The 24,756-nt window shown below is 54.0% G+C and carries 21 protein-coding genes and 1 other annotated feature; of the genes, 12 read left to right on the top strand and 9 right to left on the bottom strand.

Features of this window, described 5'->3' with window-relative positions; translation table 11 throughout:
• Positions 1 to 22: 22 nt before the first annotated feature.
• Positions 23 to 1,216 (bottom strand): multidrug efflux RND transporter periplasmic adaptor subunit AcrA, encoded by a 1,194-nt coding sequence (gene acrA, locus EOS98_RS16720; protein WP_126524221.1) that lies wholly within the window; start codon positions 1,214 to 1,216, stop codon positions 23 to 25.
• A 141-nt stretch (positions 1,217 to 1,357) separates the two neighbouring features.
• On the opposite strand from acrA, the gene acrR reads away from it, so the two are divergent.
• Together acrR and mscK are read left to right on the top strand one after the other, a co-directional pair.
• The gene (acrR, locus tag EOS98_RS16715) at positions 1,358 to 2,011 is read left to right on the top strand and encodes a multidrug efflux transporter transcriptional repressor AcrR (RefSeq protein ID WP_126524220.1); all 654 of its coding nucleotides are present in this window, start codon (positions 1,358 to 1,360) and stop codon (positions 2,009 to 2,011) included.
• Positions 2,012 to 2,129: 118 nt separating this feature from the next.
• The gene (gene mscK / locus EOS98_RS16710; protein ID WP_000178232.1) at positions 2,130 to 5,492 is read left to right on the top strand and encodes a mechanosensitive channel MscK; all 3,363 of its coding nucleotides are present in this window, start codon (positions 2,130 to 2,132) and stop codon (positions 5,490 to 5,492) included.
• Between the two features lie 41 nt (positions 5,493 to 5,533).
• Here the strand turns inward: mscK and EOS98_RS16705 are convergent, their stop codons facing one another.
• From EOS98_RS16705 to priC, 3 genes are all read right to left on the bottom strand, one after another.
• Positions 5,534 to 6,469 (bottom strand): Rpn family recombination-promoting nuclease/putative transposase, encoded by a 936-nt coding sequence (locus EOS98_RS16705; RefSeq protein ID WP_000440504.1) that lies wholly within the window; start codon positions 6,467 to 6,469, stop codon positions 5,534 to 5,536.
• A 69-nt stretch (positions 6,470 to 6,538) separates the two neighbouring features.
• Complete coding sequence (gene rsmS, locus EOS98_RS16700; RefSeq protein WP_000051161.1) at positions 6,539 to 6,706, bottom strand: pleiotropic regulatory protein RsmS; 168 nt, start codon at positions 6,704 to 6,706, stop codon at positions 6,539 to 6,541.
• A 13-nt stretch (positions 6,707 to 6,719) separates the two neighbouring features.
• On the bottom strand, positions 6,720 to 7,247 hold the full coding sequence (priC, locus tag EOS98_RS16695; protein ID WP_076735411.1) for a primosomal replication protein N'': 528 nt from the start codon (positions 7,245 to 7,247) through the stop codon (positions 6,720 to 6,722).
• Between the two features lie 68 nt (positions 7,248 to 7,315).
• On the opposite strand from priC, the gene EOS98_RS16690 reads away from it, so the two are divergent.
• The 8 genes from EOS98_RS16690 to hemH all read left to right on the top strand — a co-directional run bounded on the left by EOS98_RS16690 (position 7,316) and on the right by hemH (position 15,713).
• Positions 7,316 to 7,693, top strand: coding sequence for a DUF454 family protein (locus tag EOS98_RS16690; RefSeq protein WP_001189860.1), 378 nt, complete (start codon positions 7,316 to 7,318; stop codon positions 7,691 to 7,693).
• A 152-nt stretch (positions 7,694 to 7,845) separates the two neighbouring features.
• Entirely contained in the window at positions 7,846 to 8,397 is a 552-nt protein-coding gene (apt, locus tag EOS98_RS16685; protein WP_000127350.1) for an adenine phosphoribosyltransferase, read from the top strand.
• 113 nt (positions 8,398 to 8,510) lie between these two features.
• Positions 8,511 to 10,439: a DNA polymerase III subunit gamma/tau gene (dnaX, locus tag EOS98_RS16680; RefSeq protein ID WP_000121967.1), complete on the top strand. Its 1,929-nt coding sequence runs from the start codon at positions 8,511 to 8,513 to the stop codon at positions 10,437 to 10,439.
• Positions 9,772 to 9,836: a sequence feature (DnaX frameshifting element), on the top strand. It overlaps the preceding gene by 65 nt.
• Before the next feature lie 45 nt (positions 10,440 to 10,484).
• Positions 10,485 to 10,814: a YbaB/EbfC family nucleoid-associated protein gene (locus EOS98_RS16675; protein ID WP_000467098.1), complete on the top strand. Its 330-nt coding sequence runs from the start codon at positions 10,485 to 10,487 to the stop codon at positions 10,812 to 10,814.
• Complete coding sequence (gene recR, locus EOS98_RS16670; RefSeq protein ID WP_001195023.1) at positions 10,814 to 11,419, top strand: recombination mediator RecR; 606 nt, start codon at positions 10,814 to 10,816, stop codon at positions 11,417 to 11,419. The genes EOS98_RS16675 and recR overlap by 1 nt, the downstream gene beginning before the upstream one ends.
• A 110-nt stretch (positions 11,420 to 11,529) precedes the next feature.
• A complete protein-coding gene (htpG, locus tag EOS98_RS16665) occupies positions 11,530 to 13,404 on the top strand; it encodes a molecular chaperone HtpG (RefSeq protein WP_001682145.1) in 1,875 nt (624 codons plus the stop codon).
• A 473-nt stretch (positions 13,405 to 13,877) separates the two neighbouring features.
• Positions 13,878 to 14,522: an adenylate kinase gene (gene adk, locus EOS98_RS16660; RefSeq protein WP_001220237.1), complete on the top strand. Its 645-nt coding sequence runs from the start codon at positions 13,878 to 13,880 to the stop codon at positions 14,520 to 14,522.
• Positions 14,523 to 14,750: 228 nt separating this feature from the next.
• Positions 14,751 to 15,713, top strand: coding sequence for a ferrochelatase (hemH, locus tag EOS98_RS16650; protein ID WP_001250083.1), 963 nt, complete (start codon positions 14,751 to 14,753; stop codon positions 15,711 to 15,713).
• Here the strand turns inward: hemH and aes are convergent.
• Positions 15,710 to 16,681, bottom strand: a complete 972-nt coding sequence (gene aes / locus EOS98_RS16645; protein ID WP_000801786.1) for an acetyl esterase — start codon at positions 16,679 to 16,681, stop codon at positions 15,710 to 15,712. The genes hemH and aes overlap by 4 nt on opposite strands.
• A gap of 152 nt (positions 16,682 to 16,833) precedes the next feature.
• Between aes and gsk the strand changes: the two genes are divergently transcribed.
• Positions 16,834 to 18,138 carry an inosine/guanosine kinase gene (gsk, locus tag EOS98_RS16640; protein WP_080232262.1) on the top strand — a complete coding sequence of 435 codons (1,305 nt, stop codon included), beginning with the start codon at positions 16,834 to 16,836 and terminating at the stop codon, positions 18,136 to 18,138.
• Between the two features lie 48 nt (positions 18,139 to 18,186).
• Here gsk and ybaL read toward each other — a convergent pair whose 3' ends face one another.
• Both ybaL and EOS98_RS16630 read right to left on the bottom strand, forming a co-directional pair.
• Entirely contained in the window at positions 18,187 to 19,863 is a 1,677-nt protein-coding gene (gene ybaL / locus EOS98_RS16635) for a YbaL family putative K(+) efflux transporter (RefSeq protein WP_000546202.1), read from the bottom strand.
• Between the two features lie 214 nt (positions 19,864 to 20,077).
• A complete protein-coding gene (locus EOS98_RS16630; RefSeq protein WP_001251593.1) occupies positions 20,078 to 21,298 on the bottom strand; it encodes an MFS transporter in 1,221 nt (406 codons plus the stop codon).
• Between the two features lie 172 nt (positions 21,299 to 21,470).
• Between EOS98_RS16630 and ushA the strand changes: the two genes are divergently transcribed.
• Complete coding sequence (gene ushA, locus EOS98_RS16625; RefSeq protein WP_000670398.1) at positions 21,471 to 23,123, top strand: bifunctional UDP-sugar hydrolase/5'-nucleotidase UshA; 1,653 nt, start codon at positions 21,471 to 21,473, stop codon at positions 23,121 to 23,123.
• 116 nt (positions 23,124 to 23,239) lie between these two features.
• Here ushA and ybaK read toward each other — a convergent pair whose 3' ends face one another.
• Positions 23,240 to 23,719 carry a Cys-tRNA(Pro)/Cys-tRNA(Cys) deacylase YbaK gene (ybaK, locus tag EOS98_RS16620; protein WP_000186618.1) on the bottom strand — a complete coding sequence of 160 codons (480 nt, stop codon included), beginning with the start codon at positions 23,717 to 23,719 and terminating at the stop codon, positions 23,240 to 23,242.
• Positions 23,720 to 23,920: 201 nt separating this feature from the next.
• Positions 23,921 to 24,715 carry a TraB/GumN family protein gene (locus tag EOS98_RS16615; protein ID WP_000421861.1) on the bottom strand — a complete coding sequence of 265 codons (795 nt, stop codon included), beginning with the start codon at positions 24,713 to 24,715 and terminating at the stop codon, positions 23,921 to 23,923.
• Positions 24,716 to 24,756 lie beyond the last annotated feature (41 nt).

The following is a 24,756-nucleotide window of genomic DNA, read 5'->3' as shown; positions in this document are numbered from 1 at the left end:
GTCTTAACGGCTCCTGTTTAAGTTAAGACCTGGGCTGAGCAGGTTGATCACCGTTTGCGGCTTGCTGTTTGTTATCCGCGGTAATTTCCTGCACTTTAACCTGTGCGCCAGGACGTACTTTTTGCAGCCCGCTGACGACTACGCGGTCGCCCGCTTTCAACCCGTCAGTCACCAGCCACTTATCGCCGATCGCCTGGCTTGCGACGATTTGGCGGGTTTCCACTTTGTTATCAGCGCCAACCACCAGCACCGTGGCATCGCCGCGTGGAGTACGGGTAACGCCCTGTTGTGGAACCAGTAATGCCGTCGGTTTTGTCCCTTCCTGCAGACGTGCGCGAACGAACATTCCTGGCAATAAGGTGTGATCCGGGTTAGGGAAGATGGCGCGCAAAGTAATAGACCCGGTGCTTTGGTCAACGGTCACGTCGGAGAATTCAAGCGTACCGGATTGCGGGAATTTGATACCGTCGCTGGTCACCAGATCGACCTTCGCTTTGCCGTTTTCCTGCTTCAGCGAACCATTTGCCAGCTCCTGCTTCAGGCGCAGGAAATCATTGCTGGACTGGGTCACATCGACATAAATAGGGTCCAGCTGCTGAACTGTCGCCAGCGCCGACGCCTGACCGTTCTGTACCAGCGCGCCTTCCGTTACGGACGACTTACCAATACGACCGCTAATCGGCGAGGTGACTTTGGTATACGCCAGGTTGATACGTGCGGTTTCAACGGCGGCTTTTGCTGCGACAACGGCGGCAGTCGCTTGTTGCGCGTCAGCCAGCGCCTGATCGTATTCCTGCTTACTGATGTACTGCGTACCCAGCAGCTTTTGATAACGCTTCACCGTCAGTTCAGCGATATTCGCGGCGGCCTGCGCTTTTGCCAAATCGCCCTTAGCGCTGTCGTAAGTCGCCTGGTAGGTCGCAGGATCAATCTGATAGAGAGAGACTCCCGCTTCGATATCACTTCCCTCAACGAAATTACGCTTCAGGATAATGCCGCTTACCTGTGGGCGAACTTCGGCGATACGGTAAGCAACGGTACGACCCGGAAGTTCAGTTGTGATTTGCAGTGGTTCCGTTTTTAGTGTGACAACTCCAACTTCTGGCATCTGCTGGCCGCCTTGCTGGTCCTGTTTGTCGTCACATCCTGTTAGCGCTAAGCTGCCTGAGAGCATCAGAACGACCGCCAGAGGCGTTAACCCTCTGTTTTTGTTCATATGTAAACCTCGAGTGTCCGATTTCAAATTGGTCAATGGTCAAAGGTCCTTAAACCCATTGCTGCGTTTATATTATCGTCGTGCTATGGTACATACATCCATAAATGTATGTAAATCTAACGCCTGTAAATTCACCGACATATGGCACGAAAAACCAAACAACAAGCGCTGGAGACACGACAACACATCCTGGATGTGGCCCTGCGTTTGTTCTCGCAGCAAGGCGTATCAGCAACCTCGCTGGCGGAGATTGCGAACGCTGCGGGCGTGACGCGCGGCGCAATCTATTGGCATTTCAAAAATAAGTCGGATTTATTCAGTGAGATCTGGGAGCTATCAGAATCCAATATTGGTGAGCTTGAGATTGAGTATCAGGCAAAATTCCCCGACGATCCACTATCTGTATTAAGAGAAATTTTAGTTCATATTCTTGAAGCTACTGTAACAGAAGAACGACGCCGCTTATTGATGGAGATTATATTCCATAAATGTGAGTTTGTCGGAGAAATGGTTGTGGTTCAACAGGCGCAACGTAGCCTTTGTCTGGAAAGTTATGATCGGATTGAACAAACGTTAAAACATTGTATTAATGCTAAAATGCTGCCTGAAAATCTGCTGACCCGTCGTGCGGCGATACTGATGCGCAGCTTTATTTCAGGGCTCATGGAAAACTGGTTATTTGCTCCGCAATCGTTTGATTTAAAAAAAGAAGCTCGCGCCTACGTCACGATCCTGCTGGAGATGTATCAATTGTGTCCGACGCTGCGCGCGTCGACGTTCAACGGCGCCCCCTGATAATATTCCAGGAAAACTCCTGGACATTTTCTGTGTCGCTATTCTGTTTGTTACAGGCGTGATATTCTTGCGACTCAATTATTTCCGGTCTGCTTGCCGGTTCAGACACTTCATTCTCATGACTATGTTGCAGCTTTATAAACGTTCACAGCATTTTGTTTTTATTACAATTAGCGTCCTTATTATCCTGCTGTCCTGTCAGTCTCTGGCATTTGCCCGGGGGCAAACGAATGGCGACCTGCCGTCAAAAGCGGATGTACAAAACCAGCTGGATACGCTGAATAAGCAAAAAGATCTCTCCGCCCAGGATAAGCTCGTCCAGCAGGACCTTATTGATACGTTAGCTACGCTGGATAAAATCGAGCGGGTGAAAGAGGAGACCGTACAGCTACGGCAGAAGGTGGCGCAGGCGCCTGAAAAAATGCGTCAGGCGACGGCTGCGTTGAATGCGCTGAGCGACGTCGATAATGATGATGAAATGCGAAAAACGCTGAGTGCGCTTTCGCTACGTCAGCTTGAGCTGCGCGTGGCGCAGGTACTGGATGATTTGCAAAATTCGCAAAACGATCTTGCCGCTTATAACAGCCAGCTTGTTTCGCTACAGACCCAGCCTGAGCGCGTGCAAAACGCCATGTATACCGCCTCACAGCAAATACAGCAAATCCGTAACCGTCTGGACGGCAATAACGTCGGCGAAGCCGCGCTTCGCCCCAGCCAACAGGTGTTATTACAGGCACAACAGGCGCTGCTTAATGCGCAGATCGACCAGCAACGTAAGAGTCTTGAAGGGAATACCGTTTTGCAGGACACCCTGCAAAAACAGCGGGATTACGTGACGGCCAACAGTAATCGCCTTGAACATCAGCTTCAACTTTTACAGGAGGCGGTCAACAGTAAACGACTTACGCTAACGGAAAAAACGGCCCAGGAGGCCATTTCGCCGGACGAAACGGCGCGTATCCAGGCGAACCCGCTGGTAAAACAGGAACTGGATATTAACCATCAACTCAGCCAGCGTCTGATTGTCGCGACCGAAAACGGCAATATGTTGATGCAGCAAAACATTAAAGTGAAAAACTGGCTCGATCGCGCGCTGCAGTCGGAAAGAAATATCAAAGAACAGATTGCCGTCTTAAAAGGCAGCCTGTTGCTGTCGCGTATTCTTTATCAACAGCAGCAAACCCTGCCCTCCGCCGACGAACTCGAAGATATGACCAACCGCATTGCGGATTTGCGTCTGGAGCAGTTTGAAATCAACCAGCAGCGTGATGCCTTATTCCAAAGCGATGCCTTTGTCGACAAGCTGGAGGAGGGGCATACCAGCGAGGTAAATGATGAAGTTCATGATGCGTTGCTTCAAGTGGTGGAGATGCGCCGTGAGCTATTGGATCAGCTAAATAAACAGTTGGGTAACCAGCTGATGATGGCGATTAACCTGCAAGTTAACCAGCAGCAGTTGATGAGCGTCTCGAAAAATCTGAAAGCCATTCTGACGCAGCAGATTTTTTGGGTGAACAGTAACCGCCCTATGGACTGGGACTGGCTTAAAGCGTTCCCCCAAACGTTAAAAGAGCAATTCAGCGCCATGAAAATCACGGTGAACTGGCAAAAAGCCTGGCCCGCGGTATTTATTGCTTTTTTGGCCGGGTTGCCGCTCTTGCTCATCGCCGGTTTAATCCGCTGGCGTCTGAAATGGTTAAAAGCGTATCAACAGAAGCTGGCCGCCGCCGTGGGATCGCTGCGTAACGATAGTCAGCTCAATACGCCAAAAGCTATTCTGATCGATCTGATCCGCGCGCTGCCGGTGTGCCTGATTATCCTCGCGCTTGGACTGATCCTGCTGACCATGCAGCTAAATATCAGCGATCTGCTCTGGGCCTTTAGTAAAAAGCTCGCAATGTTCTGGCTGGTCTTTGGGCTGTGCTGGAAGGTGCTGGAAAAAGAGGGCGTGGCGATACGCCATTTTGGTATGCCGGCGCAGTTGACCAGCCACTGGCGTCGCCAGATTGTACGCATCAGCCTCGCATTGCTGCCGCTGCACTTTTGGTCTGTGGTGGCGGAGTTGTCGCCGCTGAATCTGATGGATGACGTGCTGGGACAGGCGGTTATTTTCCTCAATCTGCTGGTCATAACATTGCTGGTGTGGCCACTGTGCCGGGAAAGCTGGCGCGATAAAGAATCTCACGGCATTCGACTGGTGACCGTGACGATTCTTTCCATCATTCCGGTGGCGTTAATGGTATTAACGGCGACCGGCTATTTCTATACCACGCTGCGCCTGGCGGGACGCTGGATTGAAACCGTCTATCTGGTCATTATCTGGAACCTGCTTTATCAAACGGTGCTGCGCGGGTTAAGCGTAGCGGCGCGCCGGATTGCCTGGCGACGCGCGCTGGCTCGTCGTCAGAACCTGGTAAAAGAGGGAGCGGAAGGCGCGGAGCCACAGGAAGAACCCGCCATCGCGCTGGAGCAGATTAACCAGCAAACATTACGTATCACGATGCTGCTAATGCTTGCCCTGTTCGGCGTTATGTTCTGGGCGATTTGGTCCGATTTGATCACCGTATTCAGCTATCTTGATAGCATCACGCTGTGGCACTACAACGGCTCCGAAGCTGGCGCTGCGGTGGTGAAAAGCGTGACGATGGGCAGCTTGCTATTCGCCATTATTGCCGCGATGGTGGCCTGGGCGCTTATCCGCAACTTACCCGGCCTGTTGGAAGTGCTGGTGCTTTCACGTCTGAATATGCGCCAGGGGGCTTCGTATGCGATCACCACGATCCTTAACTACGTCATTATCGCTGTTGGCGCGATGACAGTATTCGGATCGCTCGGCGTCTCGTGGGATAAACTCCAGTGGCTGGCGGCGGCGTTGTCGGTGGGTCTCGGTTTTGGGCTACAGGAGATCTTCGGTAACTTTGTCTCGGGTTTAATCATCCTCTTCGAACGTCCGGTACGCATTGGCGATACGGTAACGATCGGCACCTATTCCGGCACGGTCAGTAAGATTCGTATTCGCGCCACCACTATTACCGATTTTGATCGTAAAGAAGTGATCATTCCGAACAAAGCGTTCGTAACGGAGCGGCTGATTAACTGGTCCCTCTCCGATACCACGACCCGTCTGGTTATCCGGCTTGGCGTGGCCTATGGCTCGGATCTGGAAAAAGTGAAAAGAGTCCTGCTACAGGCGGCGATGGAGCATCCGAAGGTGATGCACGATCCGGAACCTGCCGTATTCTTCACCACCTTTGGCGCCAGCACGCTGGATCATGAACTGCGTCTGTACGTGCGTGAATTGCGCGATCGTAGCCATACGGTGGATGAACTGAACCGCGCGATCGATCGACTGTGCCGTGAAAATGATATCAACATCGCCTTTAACCAGCTTGAGGTGCATCTGCATAACGCGAAGGGCGACGAAGTCACTGAAGTGAAGCGCGATCTCAACGGCGGCGATCTGGCGCCTACGGCAAGCTAAAAGGCGGTGGGCTGCGCGCTTTATGAGTGCGCGCGGCGCCGCTAATGCGAAAGCGTAGAAAGCTCTTCCGGCGTAATGCCGGTGACGCTGGCGATGAGCCCGGGTTCCAGCCCGTTGGCAAGCATTTTGCGGGCAATAGCGCGCGCTTCGGCCTCTCGGCCTTGTGCTAACCCTTGCTCAAGGCCTTTTTGCAGGCCCTTTTGCAACCCTTCCGTTCGGCCTTTTTCTTCCAGCCATTCCGCTATTGTCATCAGTTGTTCCTTATACTGCGGCGCGCCCTGCGCCAGTTGACGAATTAGCGCCCCGGGTTCTGCGGCGTTTCCTGCTTTCAACATATAGTTGATCAACACACTGAGCTGCGTGTCCGTCAAATGATCCTGCGTTAAAAGCGTGATAAGGGGGTCGAGCAGTTCGCTTAAATCGCGTTGACGAATATGTTTTTGCAGGAGCTCTAACATCGCTATCCGCCGATGCTGCAAAAGCTGATTATCCGGCATTGTCGTCAGGTCGACCAGCGCAAATTCGCAGCTGTATAAGGCCTTCGCCATATCCGGTTTCACAAACATATTATGCCAGTTAAGGCTATAGGGCCACGGGCTTTCCGGACCGTGATAAAAGAGGATTGGCACCACCAGCGGCAAGGTATCATGGCCGGCATCCAGATGACGCTGCATGGCGGCAATGGCGTACCGCATCAGGCGAAAAGCCATCAGCCGGTCTGATTTGCTCTGATGTTCAATGAGCGCGTAAACATACCCGGGGCCGTGTTGGGTATGCAGAGAGTAGAGAATATCTGAATAGCGGCTGCGTAAATTGTCTTCAACAAAACTCCCTGACTCCAGCTTCAGTGAATCCAGATCGCAGATTGCAAGAAAGGCTTCTGGCAAGTGGATAGCCAGAAAGTCGCGGGCGACCTCTTTTTGCATCAGCATTTGTCGAAATACCGCATCGTGCGGTGTGGTGGGTAGACGTTCCATGACCCGTCCCTTGTTGCCTGACTGTGGCGACCACTTTGTCAGCGACAACGAGGACAAACCAGGGGGCAATTACTCTGTTTGCGAGTCGTCTTCCGTACTTTTTAACTTGTTTTCATAATCACGCATAACTATTTCCAGCGCGCGTAGCACCGTTCGTGCCGGTAAGCGATTCTCTTCAAGCAGCACAATTAAATCCACGGCCAGTTTGACTTCATCAGGGGCATTTTCAAGCGACATACTTTCTCCAGGATTAACGGGTTAAACGCGCCAGTACGTTTTCTATTTTCTCCAGCGCATGTCGGCAACGCGCCAGCCGTCCTTCATAGATCTCGACTTCCTTTTGCAGCGTTTGTTGTTCGACAAGGCCGGTCGCCTGCGCCAGACGAATTTTGCGCTCCTGTGTCATCGCCAGTAGTCGACGTTCAAACTCCTGATGCTGTATTCGTCTGCGCTGCCAACGGCCAAGCCCTGGCGCGGCGGTGTCCCACTGGCGCAGCGACCAGGCGGCGGTTTCACGCGATATCGCCTCCAGTTGCGAAGCCAGATGTTCCGCCAGCCAGGCGACTTGCGGCAGTTGCTCATGTTTTACCGCCTGACGCAACGCGACGAGATTGGCGCCTGCCTCTTCCAGATATCCCTGCAACAGAGTACTGCGGGTACGGAAAAGGTGTCGGTCAAAGCGCGCGCTTAACGTCGCATGTTGCGCCAGCGGCGCGCAGCGTTGGCGTAGCGTCGCCAGCCTCTCTTCCAGCGTCTGTAACAGCATAGCGGTTTTCAATTCAACACCCCGATGAAAATAAGACAGGCTGTGCTACAGTAGCCTTCTGTTTGATAACGATTCGCATTATGCAACGTACTATTTTAATCATCATTGGCTGGCTGGCGGTAGTATTAGGGACACTGGGCGTGGTTTTGCCCCTGTTACCGACTACGCCGTTCATTTTACTGGCGGCCTGGTGTTTCGCCCGCTCGTCGCCGCGTTTCCATGCCTGGTTGTTATACCGCTCATGGTTTGGCGGTTATCTGCGCCACTGGCAGCGCTATCGGGCCATGCCGCCGGGAGCGAAACCGCGAGCGATCGCGTTGATATTGCTGACCTTTGGTATATCGCTGTGGCTGGTGAATATGATGTGGGTGCGGGTGCTGCTGTTGGTTATTTTGGCCTGTCTGCTGATTTTTATGTGGCGGATACCGGTGATTGATGAAAAGCAACAAAAGCGCTGAAGCACACGAATCGCTGTTGCAATTGTCGTTCACAGCCAGTAAATTCGACCGTTTTCGAGCACAGGCGCAGGCGGTCAAAGAGTAACCGAGCGTTACCCCTGACCGAAAAGTATTGCGCCGTGAGTAACACCGTACTTAGCAGGCATATATCCATGACCGCGACTGCACAGCAGCTTGAGTTTCTCAAAAACAGCATCAAAAGCATTCAGGATTACCCGAAACCGGGCATTCTTTTCCGTGATGTCACCAGCTTACTGGAAGACCCGAAAGCCTACGCGCTCAGTATTGAACTGTTGGTTGAGCGTTATAAAAATGCGGGTATCACCAAAGTGGTCGGCACCGAAGCGCGTGGCTTCCTGTTTGGCGCGCCGGTTGCGCTTGGGCTGGGCGTTGGTTTTGTTCCGGTACGTAAACCGCGCAAATTACCGCGTGAAACTATTGCCGAGACCTATGAATTAGAGTACGGCACCGATCAGCTGGAAATCCATGTCGACGCGATTAAACCTGGCGACAACGTGCTGGTCGTGGACGATCTGCTGGCGACTGGCGGCACCATTGAGGCGACCGTGAAGCTGATCCGTCGTCTGGGCGGGAAAGTCACCGATGCGGCGTTCATCATCAATTTGTTCGATCTGGGCGGCGAGCAGCGTCTGGAAAAGCAGGGGATTACCTGTTATAGCCTGGTGCCGTTTCCAGGGCATTGATTCAGGCTATCCGCACTGCTATTTTAGCCAGAGAGACAACCTCGCTGTATCGGCGAGGTTGTGTTAGCATTACCCTTCTATGAATCCACCTTCCAGCGTTTCAGAGCCTGCCAATGAGTTATCAGGTCTTAGCCAGAAAATGGCGCCCACAAACCTTTGCTGACGTCGTCGGCCAGGAACATGTGCTGACCGCACTGGCGAACGGCTTGTCGTTAGGGCGCATTCATCACGCATATCTTTTTTCCGGCACGCGCGGCGTCGGTAAAACCTCTATCGCCCGACTGCTGGCGAAGGGGCTGAACTGCGAAACCGGTATTACCGCGACGCCGTGCGGCGTTTGCGATAACTGTCGGGAAATTGAGCAGGGGCGTTTTGTCGATCTCATTGAGATTGACGCCGCATCGCGTACCAAAGTCGAAGACACCCGCGACCTGCTGGATAACGTCCAGTACGCGCCTGCGCGCGGTCGCTTTAAAGTCTATCTGATCGATGAAGTCCACATGCTGTCGCGCCACAGCTTTAATGCGCTACTTAAAACGCTTGAAGAGCCGCCAGCGCATGTGAAATTTTTACTGGCGACCACCGATCCGCAGAAGCTGCCGGTGACCATTTTGTCGCGCTGCCTACAGTTTCATCTCAAAGCGCTGGATGTTGAACAGATTCGCCATCAGCTTGAGCATATTCTCAATGAGGAACATATCGCTCACGAACCCCGCGCGTTGCAGTTGTTATCACGGGCGGCTGACGGCAGCCTGCGCGATGCATTAAGTCTGACTGACCAGGCGATCGCCAGCGGCGACGGGCAGGTTTCGACGCAGGCGGTAAGCGCCATGCTCGGTACGCTGGACGACGACCAGGCTTTGTCATTAGTCGAGGCGGTGGTTGACGCTAACGGCGAACGCGTCATGTCGCTTATCAACGAGGCGGCGGCGCGCGGTATTGAATGGGAAGCGCTGCTGGTCGAAATGCTTAGCCTGCTGCACCGTATTGCGATGGTGCAACTTTCTCCTGCCGCGTTAGGCAGCGATATGGCGGCTATCGAGCAACGGATGCGCGAACTTGCCCGGACGGTGCCTCCCGGCGATCTTCAGCTCTATTATCAGACGTTGTTGATTGGTCGCAAAGAATTGCCCTGGGCGCCGGACCGGCGGATGGGCGTTGAAATGACGTTACTGCGTGCGCTGGCGTTTCACCCGCGTATGCCCTTGCCGGAGCCTGAAACGCCGCGGCAGTCTTTTGCGCCCGTGGCCCCAACGGCGGTAATGACGCCGCCGCAGGTGCAGCAGCCGTCGGCGCCCGCGCCGCAGACATCGCCAGCGCCGCTGCCGGCGTCTACCAGTCAGGTGCTGGCGGCGCGCAATCAGCTACAGCGCGCGCAGGGAGTAACCAAAACAAAAAAGAGTGAACCGGCAGCCGCATCCCGCGCGCGGCCGGTGAATAACTCTGCGCTGGAGCGGCTGGCCTCGGTTTCGGAGCGCGTACAGGCGCGCCCGGCGCCGTCTGCGCTGGAAACGGCGCCAGTAAAGAAAGAGGCTTATCGCTGGAAGGCCACCACGCCGGTAGTACAAACCAAAGAAGTGGTGGCTACGCCAAAAGCGCTTAAGAAAGCTCTGGAGCATGAAAAAACGCCGGAGCTGGCGGCTAAACTGGCGGCGGAAGCGATTGAGCGCGATCCGTGGGCGGCGCAGGTAAGCCAGCTTTCTTTGCCTAAGCTGGTGGAGCAGGTGGCGCTCAATGCCTGGAAGGAGCAGAACGGCAACGCGGTTTGTCTGCATCTGCGCTCGACGCAGCGGCACCTCAATTCCAGCGGCGCGCAGCAAAAGCTGGCGCAAGCGCTCAGCGATCTGACGGGAACGACGGTTGAACTGACCATCGTTGAAGATGATAATCCCGCGGTGCGTACGCCGCTGGAATGGCGTCAGGCCATTTATGAAGAGAAACTCGCGCAAGCGCGTGAGTCAATTATCGCGGATAATAACATTCAGACGCTGCGTCGATTCTTCGACGCCGAGCTGGATGAAGAGAGTATCCGCCCCATTTGATCGTAAGCCCGGCTTGCGATTGTGAACCATCAAGAGAGAGAGCTTATGTTTGGAAAAGGCGGTCTGGGCAATCTGATGAAGCAGGCCCAGCAGATGCAGGAAAAAATGCAGAAAATGCAGGAAGAGATTGCGCAGCTGGAAGTGACCGGCGAATCCGGCGCGGGTCTGGTGAAGGTTACCATCAACGGCGCGCATAACTGCCGCCGCGTGGAAATTGACCCAAGCCTGCTGGAAGATGACAAAGAGATGCTGGAAGATCTGGTCGCTGCGGCCTTTAACGATGCGGCGCGCCGCATTGAAGAGACGCAAAAAGAGAAGATGGCCTCCGTCTCTTCCGGTATGCAACTGCCGCCAGGCTTTAAGATGCCATTCTGATGCAAACCAGTCCGCTGTTAACTCAGCTTATGGAAGCGTTGCGCTGCCTTCCGGGCGTCGGCCCTAAGTCGGCGCAGCGGATGGCGTTTACCCTGTTGCAGCGCGATCGCAGCGGCGGAATGCGCCTGGCGCAGGCGCTGACCCGGGCGATGTCGGAAATCGGCCACTGCGCCGACTGCCGCACCTTTACCGAGCAGGATGTCTGTAATATCTGCTCGAACCCGCGGCGTCAGGAAAACGGCCAGATTTGCGTGGTGGAGAGTCCTGCGGATATCTACGCCATTGAGCAGACCGGGCAATTTTCCGGGCGGTATTTCGTGCTGATGGGCCACCTGTCGCCGCTGGACGGCATCGGGCCGGATGATATCGGTCTCGATCGTCTGGAACAGCGGCTGGCGTCAGAAAAAATTAGTGAGCTGATCCTCGCGACCAACCCGACGGTTGAAGGGGAGGCTACCGCGAACTATATTGCCGAGCTGTGCGCGGAGGCCGGCGTCGAAGCCAGTCGTATCGCCCACGGCGTGCCGGTTGGCGGCGAACTGGAGATGGTCGACGGTACGACGCTGTCCCACTCGCTGGCGGGACGCCATAAGATTATTTTCTGAACAAACGGAGGCGGCATTCGCGGCCTCCGCTTGAAATCACACCCGCTTGTCCCCATCTCACCCTCAACGTATTTTTACCATTAAAAATGGCATTGTTGAGGTCTATCCACATGAAAGGACAAGAAACGCGTGGTTTTCAGTCAGAAGTTAAACAGCTTCTGCACCTGATGATCCATTCTCTTTATTCCAATAAAGAAATCTTCCTGCGTGAACTCATCTCTAACGCCTCAGATGCGGCGGACAAGCTGCGTTTCCGCGCTCTGTCAAACCCGGACCTGTATGAAGGAGATGGCGAGCTGCGTGTGCGCGTCTCTTTCGATAAAGATAAGCGTACGTTGACCATTGCCGATAACGGCGTGGGGATGAATCGTGATGAGGTGATTGACCACTTAGGCACCATTGCCAAGTCCGGCACCAAATCTTTCCTCGAATCAATGGGGTCCGATCAGGCGAAAGATAGCCAGCTCATCGGTCAGTTTGGCGTAGGCTTCTACTCCGCGTTTATTGTGGCCGATAAAGTGACCGTACGTACCCGTGCGGCAGGCGACAAGCCGGAAAATGGCGTGTTCTGGGAATCGGCAGGCGAAGGCGAATACACCGTTGCCGATATCACCAAAAATGACCGTGGTACGGAAATCACCCTACACCTGCGTGAAGGCGAAGATGAATTCCTCGATGACTGGCGCGTACGCTCGATTATCAGTAAATATTCCGATCACATCGCATTGCCGGTAGAGATTGAAAAACGGGAAGAAAAAGACGGCGAAACCGTGATTTCCTGGGAGAAAATCAACAAGGCTCAGGCGTTGTGGACCCGCAACAAGTCGGAAATTAAAGACGACGAGTACAACGAGTTTTACAAGCACATCGCGCATGATTTCACCGATCCGCTGACCTGGAGCCACAACCGCGTGGAAGGTAAGCAGGAGTACACCAGCCTGCTGTATATCCCGTCGCAGGCGCCGTGGGATCTGTGGAACCGCGATCACAAACATGGTCTGAAGCTGTACGTACAGCGCGTGTTCATTATGGACGATGCCGAGCAGTTCATGCCGAACTATCTGCGTTTCGTGCGCGGCCTGATTGATTCTAATGACCTGCCGTTGAACGTCTCCCGTGAAATCCTGCAGGACAGCACGGTAACGCGTAATCTGCGTAGCGCTCTGACCAAACGCGTTCTGCAAATGTTGGAAAAACTGGCGAAAGACGACGCGGAAAAATACCAAACCTTCTGGAAACAGTTCGGTCTGGTGCTGAAAGAAGGCCCGGCGGAAGATCACGCCAACCAGGAAGCGATCGCTAAACTGTTGCGCTTTGCCTCCACCCATACCGACTCTTCCGCCCAGACCGTGTCGCTGGAAGATTACGTCTCCCGGATGAAAGAAGGGCAGGAAAAAATCTACTACATCACCGCAGACAGCTATGCGGCGGCGAAAAACAGCCCGCACCTGGAACTGCTGCGTAAGAAAGGCATCGAAGTGCTGCTGCTCTCCGATCGCATCGACGAGTGGATGATGAACTACCTGACCGAGTTTGACGGTAAAGCATTCCAGTCGGTCGCTAAAGCCGATGAGTCCATCGAAAAACTGGCGGATGAAGTCGACGAAAATGCGAAAGAAGCGGAAAAGGCGCTTGAGCCGTTCGTGGAGCGAGTCAAAACCCTGCTGGGCGATCGCGTGAAAGAGGTGCGTCTGACGCACCGTTTAACCGACACGCCGGCGATTGTCACCACCGATGCGGATGAAATGAGCACCCAGATGGCGAAACTGTTCGCCGCGGCCGGTCAGTCCGTGCCGGAAGTGAAATACATCTTTGAGCTCAACCCGGATCATGTGCTGGTCAAACGCACTGCCGATACCAAGGATGAAGCGCAGTTTAAAGAGTGGGTCGAGCTGCTGCTGGATCAGGCGCTGTTCGCTGAACGCGGTACGCTGGAAGATCCGAACCAGTTTATCCGCCGTATGAACCAGTTGCTGGTGTCCTGATAACGCTCATCTGATTGCCGGATAGCGACGCGAAGCGTCTTATCCGGCCTACGGACGGGTACTGTTTTGTGACTGCCGGATGGCGACGTGAAACGTTTTATCCGGCCTACGGACGGGTACTGTTTTGTGACTGCCGGATGGCGACGCGAAGCGTCTTATCCGGCCTACGGGCGGGTACTGTTTTGTGATTGCCGGATAGCGACGCGAAGCGTCTTATCCGGCCTACGGACGGGTACTGTTTTGTGACTGCCGGATGGCGACGCGAAGCATCTTATCCGGCCTACGGGCGAGTACTGTTTGTAGGCCGGATAAGCGCCAGCGCCATCCGGCATTTTTTATAATACCTTCTCTTTTCTGGATTTCTCTTCGTTAACCGTTTCAGCATCAGGCGGCTTCCTTGAGCGAAATGCGTGATGGTGGTATCGTTTAGCGCTTTTTAAAAAATATCGACAACCTTTGAGGGGATTTTCGTAATGCGTATTATTCTGCTTGGCGCTCCGGGCGCGGGTAAAGGAACTCAGGCTCAGTTCATCATGGAGAAATATGGTATTCCGCAAATCTCCACTGGCGATATGCTGCGCGCCGCAGTGAAATCAGGCTCCGAGTTGGGCAAACAGGCGAAAGATATCATGGACGCCGGTAAACTGGTGACCGATGAACTGGTGATTGCGCTGGTTAAAGAGCGTATCGCCCAGGAAGACTGCCGTAACGGTTTTCTGCTGGACGGTTTCCCGCGCACGATCCCGCAGGCTGACGCAATGAAAGAAGCGGGTATTGTGGTGGATTACGTGCTGGAATTCGACGTACCGGACGAACTGATCGTTGACCGTATTGTGGGTCGTCGCGTACACGCCGCCTCTGGCCGCGTTTACCACGTTAAGTTTAATCCGCCGAAAGTAGAAGGCAAAGATGACGTCACCGGTGAAGATCTGACGACCCGTAAAGACGATCAGGAAGAGACCGTTCGCAAACGTCTGGTGGAATATCATCAGATGACCGCGCCGCTGATTGGCTACTACCAGAAAGAAGCGGAAGCGGGCAACACCAAATACGCTAAAGTTGACGGTACGCAGGCCGTTGCCGACGTGCGCGCAGCGCTGGAAAAAATCCTCGGTTAATTTTTTCGCGTAGTGAACCGCTTATCAGGCCTGCCATTATCCCGCAAGCCTGATAAGCGTAGCGCCATCAGGCAATCGGTGCCGGATGGCGGCCTGAACGCCTTATCCGGCCTGCTGGTATCGTTAGCGCCATTCGGCGAATTCTCGTCTTACCTCTCGCAGCAATTAGTTCTTCTTTATCACTTTTCCGCTACAATTATCAACAATTTGAATAGATAAGAGGCGGCAATGCGTCAGACGAAAACCGGTATCCTGCTGGCTAACCTTGGCACGCCAGATGCCCCAACTCCCGAAGCGGTAAAGCGCTACCTGAAACAATTTTTAAGCGACAGACGCGTGGTGGATACTCCTCGTCTGCTGTGGTGGCCGCTGCTGCGTGGCGTTATTTTACCGCTGCGTTCGCCGCGCGTCGCGAAACTCTATCAATCTATCTGGATGGATGGCGGTTCGCCGCTCATGGTATATAGCCGCGAACAGCAACAGGCGCTGGCCGCGCGGTTGCCAGACACGCCCGTCGCGCTGGGGATGAGCTACGGCTCGCCCTCGCTGGAAAGCGCTGTCGATGAACTGTTAGCAAGCGACGTCGACCATATCGTCGTGCTGCCGTTGTACCCGCAATACTCTTGCTCAACGGTGGGCGCAGTCTGGGACGAACTGGGGCGGATACTGGCGCGTAAACGTCGTATTCCCGGTATCTCATTTATTCGCGATTACGCAGATGACAGCGCTTATATCGATGCGCTGGCGAAAAGCGCGCGTGAGTCGTTCGCCAGACACGGCGAGCCGGATGTGCTTCTGCTCTCCTATCACGGCATTCCACAACGTTATGCGGATGAAGGCGATGACTACCCGCAGCGCTGTCGCGATACCACGCGCGAACTGGTTTCCGCATTGGGACTGCCGCCGGAAAAGGTAATGATGACGTTCCAGTCGCGCTTTGGCCGTGAACCGTGGCTGACGCCGTACACCGATGAAACGCTAAAAATGTTGGGTGAAAAGGGGACTGGCCATATTCAGGTTATGTGTCCGGGATTTGCCGCGGATTGTCTGGAGACGCTGGAAGAGATAGCGGAACAGAACCGCGAGATTTTCCTTGAAGCGGGCGGTAAAAAATATGCGTACATTCCGGCGCTGAACGCGACGCCGGAACATATTGATATGATGCTGAAACTCACGGCGCCGTACCGTTAACGCGGCGTCTTCATCCTCGCCATAAAGAATCGCGCGCCGTCCTGCAAGGCATCGTCGGCGATTGTCATCATTCGCGAATAGTGCAGAAAGGCGTGCAGCGTGCCGGGATACATTTTGTATTCGCAGGGCTGCTGGTGCGCCTGTAATGTCTGGTGCAGCAAGCGGCTGTCATCAATGAGCGGATCAAACTCCGCGCTGGCAATAAAGCAGGGCGGCACATCGCGCGTGAGATCGTTATTAAACAGACAATACCAGGGCGATTCCCGATCTTCATCGTTACGCAGATAGGCCTTTTCGTACATGTCCAGATCTTCACGCGTCAGGCCGTCCCATGCGCCGCCGAACAGACGGCGGCTTACCGAATCCTGCAACCCATACAGCCCATACCACAACAGAATCGCGATAACGTTACCGCAGCGAATGTGCTTATCACGTAACCAGAGCGCGCTGGCAAGCGCCAGCATGGCGCCTGCGGAATCTCCGGCGAAACCGATTTTCTCCACGTTGAGCGAGTATTCATCGGCATGTTGAGAGAAGTAGCTGCATACCGCGACGGTTTCTTCAATGGCCTGCGGATAACGCGCTTGCGGCGACAGCGAATAATCAATACCGATCACGGTGCAGCCGGTATAACGCGCCAGCAGACGCATTATCCGGTCATGCGTATCCAGATTACCGAGGATAAATCCGCCGCCGTGCAGATAGTATAAGGTGGCCTGACTGGTCGGCTGCGGCGAGTAGAGCCGGGTTGTTACATCGCCATAAGGCGTAGGGACGGCGCAGGTGCGGGTGGTCATGGACGGCGCGTCGGCATTCCAGAAACGGCGCTCAAGAAGATAATACTGACGCTGGGTCTCAATATCGCCATCGGCAGGCCAGGGGGGAAGGCCTGGTTGCTGGAAGTTTACGACGGCTGTCATTTCGTCAGACAGTCGGGTGAGTACGGGAATTTTATTTTCCGGCTTCATAAAACGCTCCTTGTGAAAGTGAACCATTGTAAAAAACGCGGCTGGAGAAACTGCGATCTCGTCGTCCGATATTGAAACGCCATCGTCCGTCGCGCGCAGCGGGGGGAATGTGCTACCATGCAGCGCTCCGTTATTCATCCGTAAGCACAATCATGAAATTTCCCGGTAAACGTAAATCCAAACACTATTTTCCCGTCAATGCGCGTGACCCGTTGTTGCAACAAATTCAGCCAGAACAGGAAACCAACGCCTCCTGGGTCGTCGGTATCGACCAGACGTTGGTGGATATTGAGGCGAAAGTGGATGACGATTTTATTACACGCTATGGATTAAGCGCCGGGCATTCTCTGGTGATAGAAGACGAGATGGCGGAGAAGCTGTATCAGGAACTAACGCGGGAAAATCTGATCACCCATCAGTTTGCTGGCGGCACCATAGGCAATACGATGCACAATTACTCGGTACTGGCGGATGACCGTTCGGTGTTACTGGGCGTGATGTGCAGCAACATTGAGATTGGCAGCTACGCTTATCGCTACCTGTGTAATACTTCCAGCCGTACCGACCTGAATTATCTGCAAGCGGTAGATGGCCCGATTGGCCGCTGTTTCACGCTGATTGGCGAATCCGGCGAGCGTACCTTCGCTATCAGCCCCGGCCATATGAATCAGCTACGGGCGGAAAGTATTCCGGAAGCGGTGATCGCTGGCGCTTCCGCTCTGGTGTTGACCTCATATCTGGTGCGCTGTAAGCCTGGCGAACCGATGCCTGACGCGACGATGAAAGCGATCGAATACGCGAAAAAGCATAACGTGCCGGTTGTCATGACGCTGGGCACCAAATTTGTGATCGCCGATAATCCGCAGTGGTGGCAGGCGTTTCTCAAAGAGAATGTCTCGATTCTGGCAATGAATGAAGAAGAAGCGGAAGCGCTGACCGGCGAAAACGACCCGCTGCTGGCGGCGGATAAGGCGCTGGACTGGGTCGACCTGGTGTTATGCACCGCCGGGCCGATAGGGTTATATATGGCGGGCTTCACCGAAGAGGAAGCAAAACGTAAAACCCAGCATCCGCTGCTACCGGGAGCTATTGCTGAATTTAACCAGTATGAATTTAGCCGGGCAATGCGCCATAAAGATTGTATTAATCCGCTGCGCGTTTATTCGCATATTGCGCCGTATATGGGCGGGCCGGAAAAAATCATGAACACCAACGGCGCGGGCGATGGCGCGCTGGCGGCGCTGCTGCACGATATTACGGCGAACAGTTACCATCGTAGCAACGTACCGAACTCCAGTAAGCACAAATTTACCTGGCTGACCTATTCGTCGCTGGCGCAGGTGTGTAAATATGCTAACCGTGTCAGTTATCAGGTACTGAACCAGCATTCTCCGCGTCTGACACGCGGGCTGCCGGAACGTGAGGACAGCCTGGAAGAGTCGTACTGGGATCGCTAATCTGGCTTGCCCGATGGCGCTGCGCGCATCGGGCCGCCCGGCAAACCCTTAACTGGCGACGACTTCACCTGCGGGCGGCGTTTCAAGCAGTTCCAACATCGCCCGGGCAATTTCTCGCTCGCCCATCACTACCTGATTGGCTCCCCGCTCGGTAATATATTTCACTTCATCATCATAGTGTGCGCGGGCGATTATCTCGATATCAGGACTTTTTTCCCGCGCTGAGGCGACAATCTCACCGGCTTCGTAACCGTTGGGGATGGTCAATAACAGCCAGCGGGCGCAGTCCAGATGCGCCAGATTCATGATTTCTTCGTTAGCGGCGTTGCCCAGCACGGCGCGAATCCCGCGTTCGCGCAGTTCATCCACGCGGGTACGGGACGTTTCGATAACCACCAGCGGAATCCCCGCCGCCAGTAATTTTTCTCCCAGCAGACTGCCTACGCGGCCAAAACCCACCAGCAGGGCATGATTACAGATATCCACCGGAATTTGCTTCTCTTCTTCGATAGCCTCTTCCAGAGTTTGCTCTTCCAGCGTTTCGGTTTTCGCCAGATACTTCTCCAGCAGGGTAAACAGTACGGGATTAAGCATAATCGACAAAATAGCGCCTGCCAGCACCAGGTTCTGTCCCGCTTGCGGCAGCAGATTGAGCGCCATGCCGAGTCCGGCGAGAATAAAGGCGAACTCGCCGATTTGCGCCAGGCTGGCGGCAATGGTCAGCGCGGTTCGCGGCGAGTGGCCGAACATACGCACCAGGAAAAACGCAGCGATCGATTTGCCAAAGACGATAATGGCAAGCGTCGCCAGCACCGCCAGCGGCTGTTGGATCAAGACTAACGGATCGAACAACATGCCGACGGAAACAAAAAACAGGACGGCAAAGGCGTCGCGCAGCGGCAACGTATCGTGCGCCGCCCGGTGACTCAGTTCTGACTCATTAAGCACCATTCCAGCGAAGAACGCGCCCAGCGCAAAAGAGACGTCAAACAGTTCTACCGCGCCAAACGCAATGCCTAACGCCAGCGCCAGTACGGAAAGGGTAAATAATTCGCGCGAGCCGGTGGCGGCGCTGCGGGCCATAATCCACGGCACCAGGCGGCGTCCGACCAGCATCATGATGGCGATAAACGCCACCACTTTACCAATGGTTATCCCCATATCGACTGCCAGCGAGGCTATGCCGACATCGCCTTTTTCCACCATGCCGGCAACGGCGGGCAGCAAGACCAGCGTCAGTACCATCACCAGATCTTCGACAATCAGCCAGCCGATGGCGATTTGCCCGCGCTGGCTATCAAGGAGTTGTCGCTCCTCAAGCGCGCGCAGCAGGACGACGGTACTGGCGGTAGACAGACAGAGCCCAAAAACGATGCCGGTCATTAATGACCATCCCAGCACGGCGGAAAGCGCCATACCCAGCAGCGTCGCCACCGCTATCTGAGCGACAGCGCCGGGAATGGCGATAGACTTTACCGCCATCAAATCCTTCAGCGAAAAATGCAGCCCGACGCCGAACATCAATAGAATCACGCCGAGCTCCGCCAGCTCCGGCGCCAGTTTGGTATCCGCAACAAAACCCGGGGTAAAAGGTCCCGCCAGAACGCCCGCTAACAGATATCCCACCAGTGGAGAAATACGCAATTTGTTGGCAATCATGCCGAGAATAAAAGCGAGCACAAGGCCGCCGACAATGGTGGTGATAAGCGGGGTAGCGTGATGCATTCCGTCTCCTTTGGTTGCTGGACTCCAAAACTCCGGGTAATAGTTTATGACAATTTCAATCAGGATGTTTATAAAAAATGGTTGTGTTTTATAAAAAGATACGATCTGAAGGCAAAAAGAGCACGGAACGTAAAAGTGATAAGTATGGGATGGACAAAGCAAGATGGCATCAGGATGTACAGGCGGTTAAAGCGTACCTTTAACCGCCATAAAATCATGCTTTATGTCGATTATCAGGTAAGAATATGGTCAGTATCCCCAGAAGCGGCAGGAAAGCACAGATTTTATAAACTAAATAGATACTGGTATGGTCGGCAATCAGCCCCAGCACCGCTGCGCCCAGGCCTCCCATCCCGAAGGCAAACCCGAAAAACAGGCCGGAAACCATACCGATGCGTCCTGGCAGCAGCTCCTGGGCATACACCAGAATGGCGGAAAACGCCGACGCGAGAATAAAGCCGATAATCACCGTTAAAATCCCCGTCCAGTACAGTGTGGCGTAGGGTAAAACAAGGGTAAACGGCGCGACGCCGAGAATAGAGCCCCAAATCACATATTTCCTGCCGATTTTATCGCCCACCGGCCCGCCGATTACCGTCCCGGCAGCCACCGCAAACAGGAAGGCAAACAGATGGAGCTGCGCGTTTTGTATTGATAATCCGAATTTTTGCATCAGATAAAAGGTGTAATAGCTACTGATGCTCGCCATATAAAAATATTTCGAGAAAATGAGTAGCAATAACACGCTGACCGCCAGCACGACTTTATTGCGCGGCAGCGGGTTAGCGATTATCGCTTTTGGCTTGCCTTTCGCTATCCGGTGCTGGGCGGCATACCAGCGGCTGATCTGCGCCAGCACCACGATCGCCAGCAGCGCGGCCAGCACAAACCAGGCGACATTCCCTTTGCCATAGGGCGCGATAATCACGGCGGCCAGCAGCGGGCCCAATGAACTGCCGAAGTTACCGCCGACCTGGAAGATAGACTGCGCCAGACCATGACGTCCGCCGGAGGCCATGCGCGCCACGCGGGACGATTCCGGGTGAAAAACGGACGAGCCGGTACCCACCAGCGCCGCAGCGAGCAATACGCCGCCAAAACTTCCCGCCATTGCCAGCAGTACCAGCCCGCTCAGGGTAAAACACATGCCGACAGGCAGCGACCACGGCATGGGATATTTATCCGTCCAGTAGCCGACGACCGGTTGCAGTAGCGATGAGGCGAGCTGGAACGTCAGGGTGATCAAACCTATCTGGACGAAAGTCAGTGAGAACTCCGCCTGCAACAGGGGATAAATGGCTAAGATTAGCGACTGGATCATATCGTTCAGCAGATGGGAAAGACTGATCGCGCCCAAAATACCAAACGAAGTACGTGCTTTAGCGGCCGCTGCGGGCGCGCCGGCTAACGGCTGGGTTGGTTCACTCATGGCCATAGAAAGTCACTTAAATTTTATGCGATGTTGGAGATAGTAGGATGTGTAATTATTACTTGCCTAACATACCTGTGAAATGTGTTTGAAGGAAGTCTCAATTCTGAAAACATATTTGTCTATTATTGCAAGGAAAGGTAATTTCTGCGGTTGATATTGAGTCAGGGAGAGAAAGATGAAATTTTTGAAACGGGGTGTGGCGCTGGCGTTACTGGCGGCGTTCGCGCTGACGACTCAGCCTGCACAGGCTTACGAAAAAGATAAAACCTATAAAATTACTATCCTGCATACCAACGATCACCACGGTCACTTCTGGCGCAGCGAATATGGCGAATATGGTCTGGCGGCGCAAAAAACGCTGGTGGACAGTATCCGTAAAGAGGTGGCGCAAGAGGGGGGAAGCGTCCTGTTGTTATCCGGCGGCGACATTAATACCGGGGTGCCGGAATCCGATCTCCAGGATGCGGAGCCCGATTTCCGCGGGATGAATCTGATTGGCTACGACGCTATGGCCGTCGGTAATCATGAATTTGATAATCCGCTCACCGTATTGCGCCAGCAGGAAAAGTGGGCGAAGTTTCCCTTTCTTTCCGCCAATATTTATCAAAAAAGTACCGGCGAGCGTCTGTTTAAGCCGTGGGCTATTTTTACACGCCAGGATATAAAAATCGCGGTAATCGGCTTAACCACCGATGACACGGCGAAAATAGGCAACCCGGAATATTTCACCGATATTGAGTTTCGTAAACCTGCTGAAGAAGCAAAGGTGGTGATTCAGGAACTTAATATGAATGAAAAACCGGACGTGATTATCGCGACCACGCATATGGGACATTATGACAACGGCGATCACGGTTCGAACGCGCCGGGCGACGTTGAGATGGCGCGTAGCCTGCCTGCCGGTTCGTTGGCGATGATTGTGGGCGGTCACTCACAAGACCCGGTATGCATGGCGTCGGAAAATAAAAAACAGGTGAATTACGTACCGGGAACGCCCTGCGCGCCGGATAAGCAAAATGGCATCTGGATCGTGCAGGCGCATGAGTGGGGTAAATATGTGGGCCGCGCGGATTTCGAATTCCGTAACGGCGAGATGAAAATGGTTAACTACCAGCTTATTCCGGTAAATCTCAAGAAAAAAGTGACCTGGGATAACGGGAAAAGCGAGCGTGTACTTTACACGCCGGAAATCGCCGAAAATCCGCAAATGCTCTCGTTATTAACGCCGTTCCAGAATAAAGGTAAAGCGCAACTGGAGGTGAAAATTGGTAGCGTGAATGGCCTTCTTGAAGGCGATCGCAGTAAGGTCAGATTTGTCCAGACCAATATGGGACGGGTGATTCTGGCTGCGCAGATCGCGCGCACCGGCGCCGATTTTGGCGTGATGAGCGGCGGCGGTATTCGCGACTCGATTGAGGCGGGAGATATTACCTATAAAAGCGTGCTCAAGGTACAGCCATTCGGCAACATTGTGGTGTATGCCGATATGAGCGGTAAAGAGGTGGTTGATTATCTCACCGCCGTAGCGCAGATGAAACCGGACTCCGGCGCCTATCCACAGTTCGCCAATGTGAGCTTTGTCGCCAAAGAGGGCAAGCTCACCGATCTGAAAATCAAAGGCGAGCCTGTTGATCCGGCTAAAACCTATCGCATGGCGACGCTGAGTTTCAACGCCACGGGCGGCGATGGTTATCCGCGCATCGATAACAAACCGGGATACGTGAATACCGGGTTTATTGACGCGGAAGTGCTGAAAGAGTTTATTCAGCAGAATTCACCGCTGGATGCGGCGGCGTTTACGCCAAAAGGCGAGGTGAGCTGGCTGTAGCGGTACGGATAGCCATTTCTGCCTGATGGCGCGCAGCCTTAAGGCCTACGGATTATATATGCTGTAGGCCGGATAAGGCGTTTGCGCCGCTATCCGGCAATGTATTTTACGCAGGCTTAATCCCGACGCGCGATATCAGCGAATTTAGCACCCAGTATGGCGGCCAAATCGTCAGCCGCCAGCTCAATATCCAGCCCGCGTTTACCACCGGAAACATAAATAGTGGCAAACGTGCGGGCAGGCGCGTCAATCAGCGTGGGCAGCCGTTTCTTCTGTCCCAGCGGACTGATCCCGCCGACCAGATATCCCGTGGTGCGTTGCGCCACCATCGGGTCGGCCATATCGACCTTTTTCGCGCCCAGAGCTTTGGCGACTTTTTTCAAATCCAGCTGCCCGGCTACAGGCGTCACGGCGACGGCCAGTTGCTTCATATCACCATTCACGGCAACCAAAAGCGTTTTATACACCTGATCGGCGTTTAGCCCGAGCTTACGCACCACTTCATCGCCAAAGTTAGTTTCATTCGGATCGTGATCGTAGGTGTGAATGTTAAACGGAATCTTGTTTTTTTCGAGTAACTTAACTGCGGGTGTCATAACGTTCCTTCTTACTACAGACGTGATTTGCCATCAGCATACGCCCGAAAGCGGACTAAAAAATAGTATAATCTTGTGCATTAGGTCTTGGCAGTTGCGGCAACTTTGAGCGACAATCTGAAGATCCGAAGCGAAAGCGTCGGGATAATAATAACGATGAAATTCCTCTTTGACGGGCCAATAGCGATATTGGCCATTTTTTTATTTCAATATTTGCGGTAGGTTGCCTTCGCCGTACAGATGTAGCGCCCCTACGGCTACCACGTAGCGTCCCGGCGGCAGTGCCAGCAGCGCGTCGCGCCAGGCTTCATTGCGTTTTACCATCAGTACATCATACAGCGGCTGGCTAAACGTTCTGGGAAGCGAAGCTCCGACGCTGGTCGGCGGCTGTTCAAGCCACCAGCCGATCATCACCTGCAAAAGCCGTGCGTTGGTGTGCCAGTGCGTCAGCGTGTCGTCGAGCAGCGCCATCCCGCCATCGGGCAGATCGCATAGTAGTTCGAGCTGGTGTTTCGCCCCTTCCAGCTCTTGCACCGGCAGCGACATTTCGCGGGCAGCCTGTAATAGCTGATAATCAATGCCATAGTCCGGGCGCAATCCCAGCCGTTGCGCCTGCGTGGCCTGTAGCACCATAGCTATCTGCCATAAAGGTTGATTATCAAAATGGATCAGCGGCATACCCAACTCGCTGACCCGTTTTTCCAGTGCGCTTAGCTGCCCGGCGCTGAGACGTTCGACCAACGGCGGGCATTTGGGGAGATTGCTGAATGGCGTTTCGTTACCAGAAATATCCGCTTCAACGACCAGCGCGTCGGCCTGGCGTAGCTTTTTCACCAGCTTTGCTGGAAGAGGAGCCATATCGCGTGTCCCCATATGAATACTGCCAACCAGATGCAGATGACGACCGCCGGGCAGGGAGAGATCGATAGCAGGCCAACTATTTGGGGTACCACGCAGCGCGCGCCATAAACGTTTAAGTTGATTTAATAACTCCATACGCGCTCCCTTTGAAAAAGCTCATGCTAGCGCGTTGGAGA

The organism is Salmonella sp. SSDFZ69, from assembly GCF_004010755.1.
Lineage (GTDB): Bacteria > Pseudomonadota > Gammaproteobacteria > Enterobacterales > Enterobacteriaceae > Salmonella > Salmonella enterica.
The sequence above is the reverse complement of the archived record's forward strand: the minus strand, read 5'-3'. Positions and strand labels throughout refer to the sequence as shown.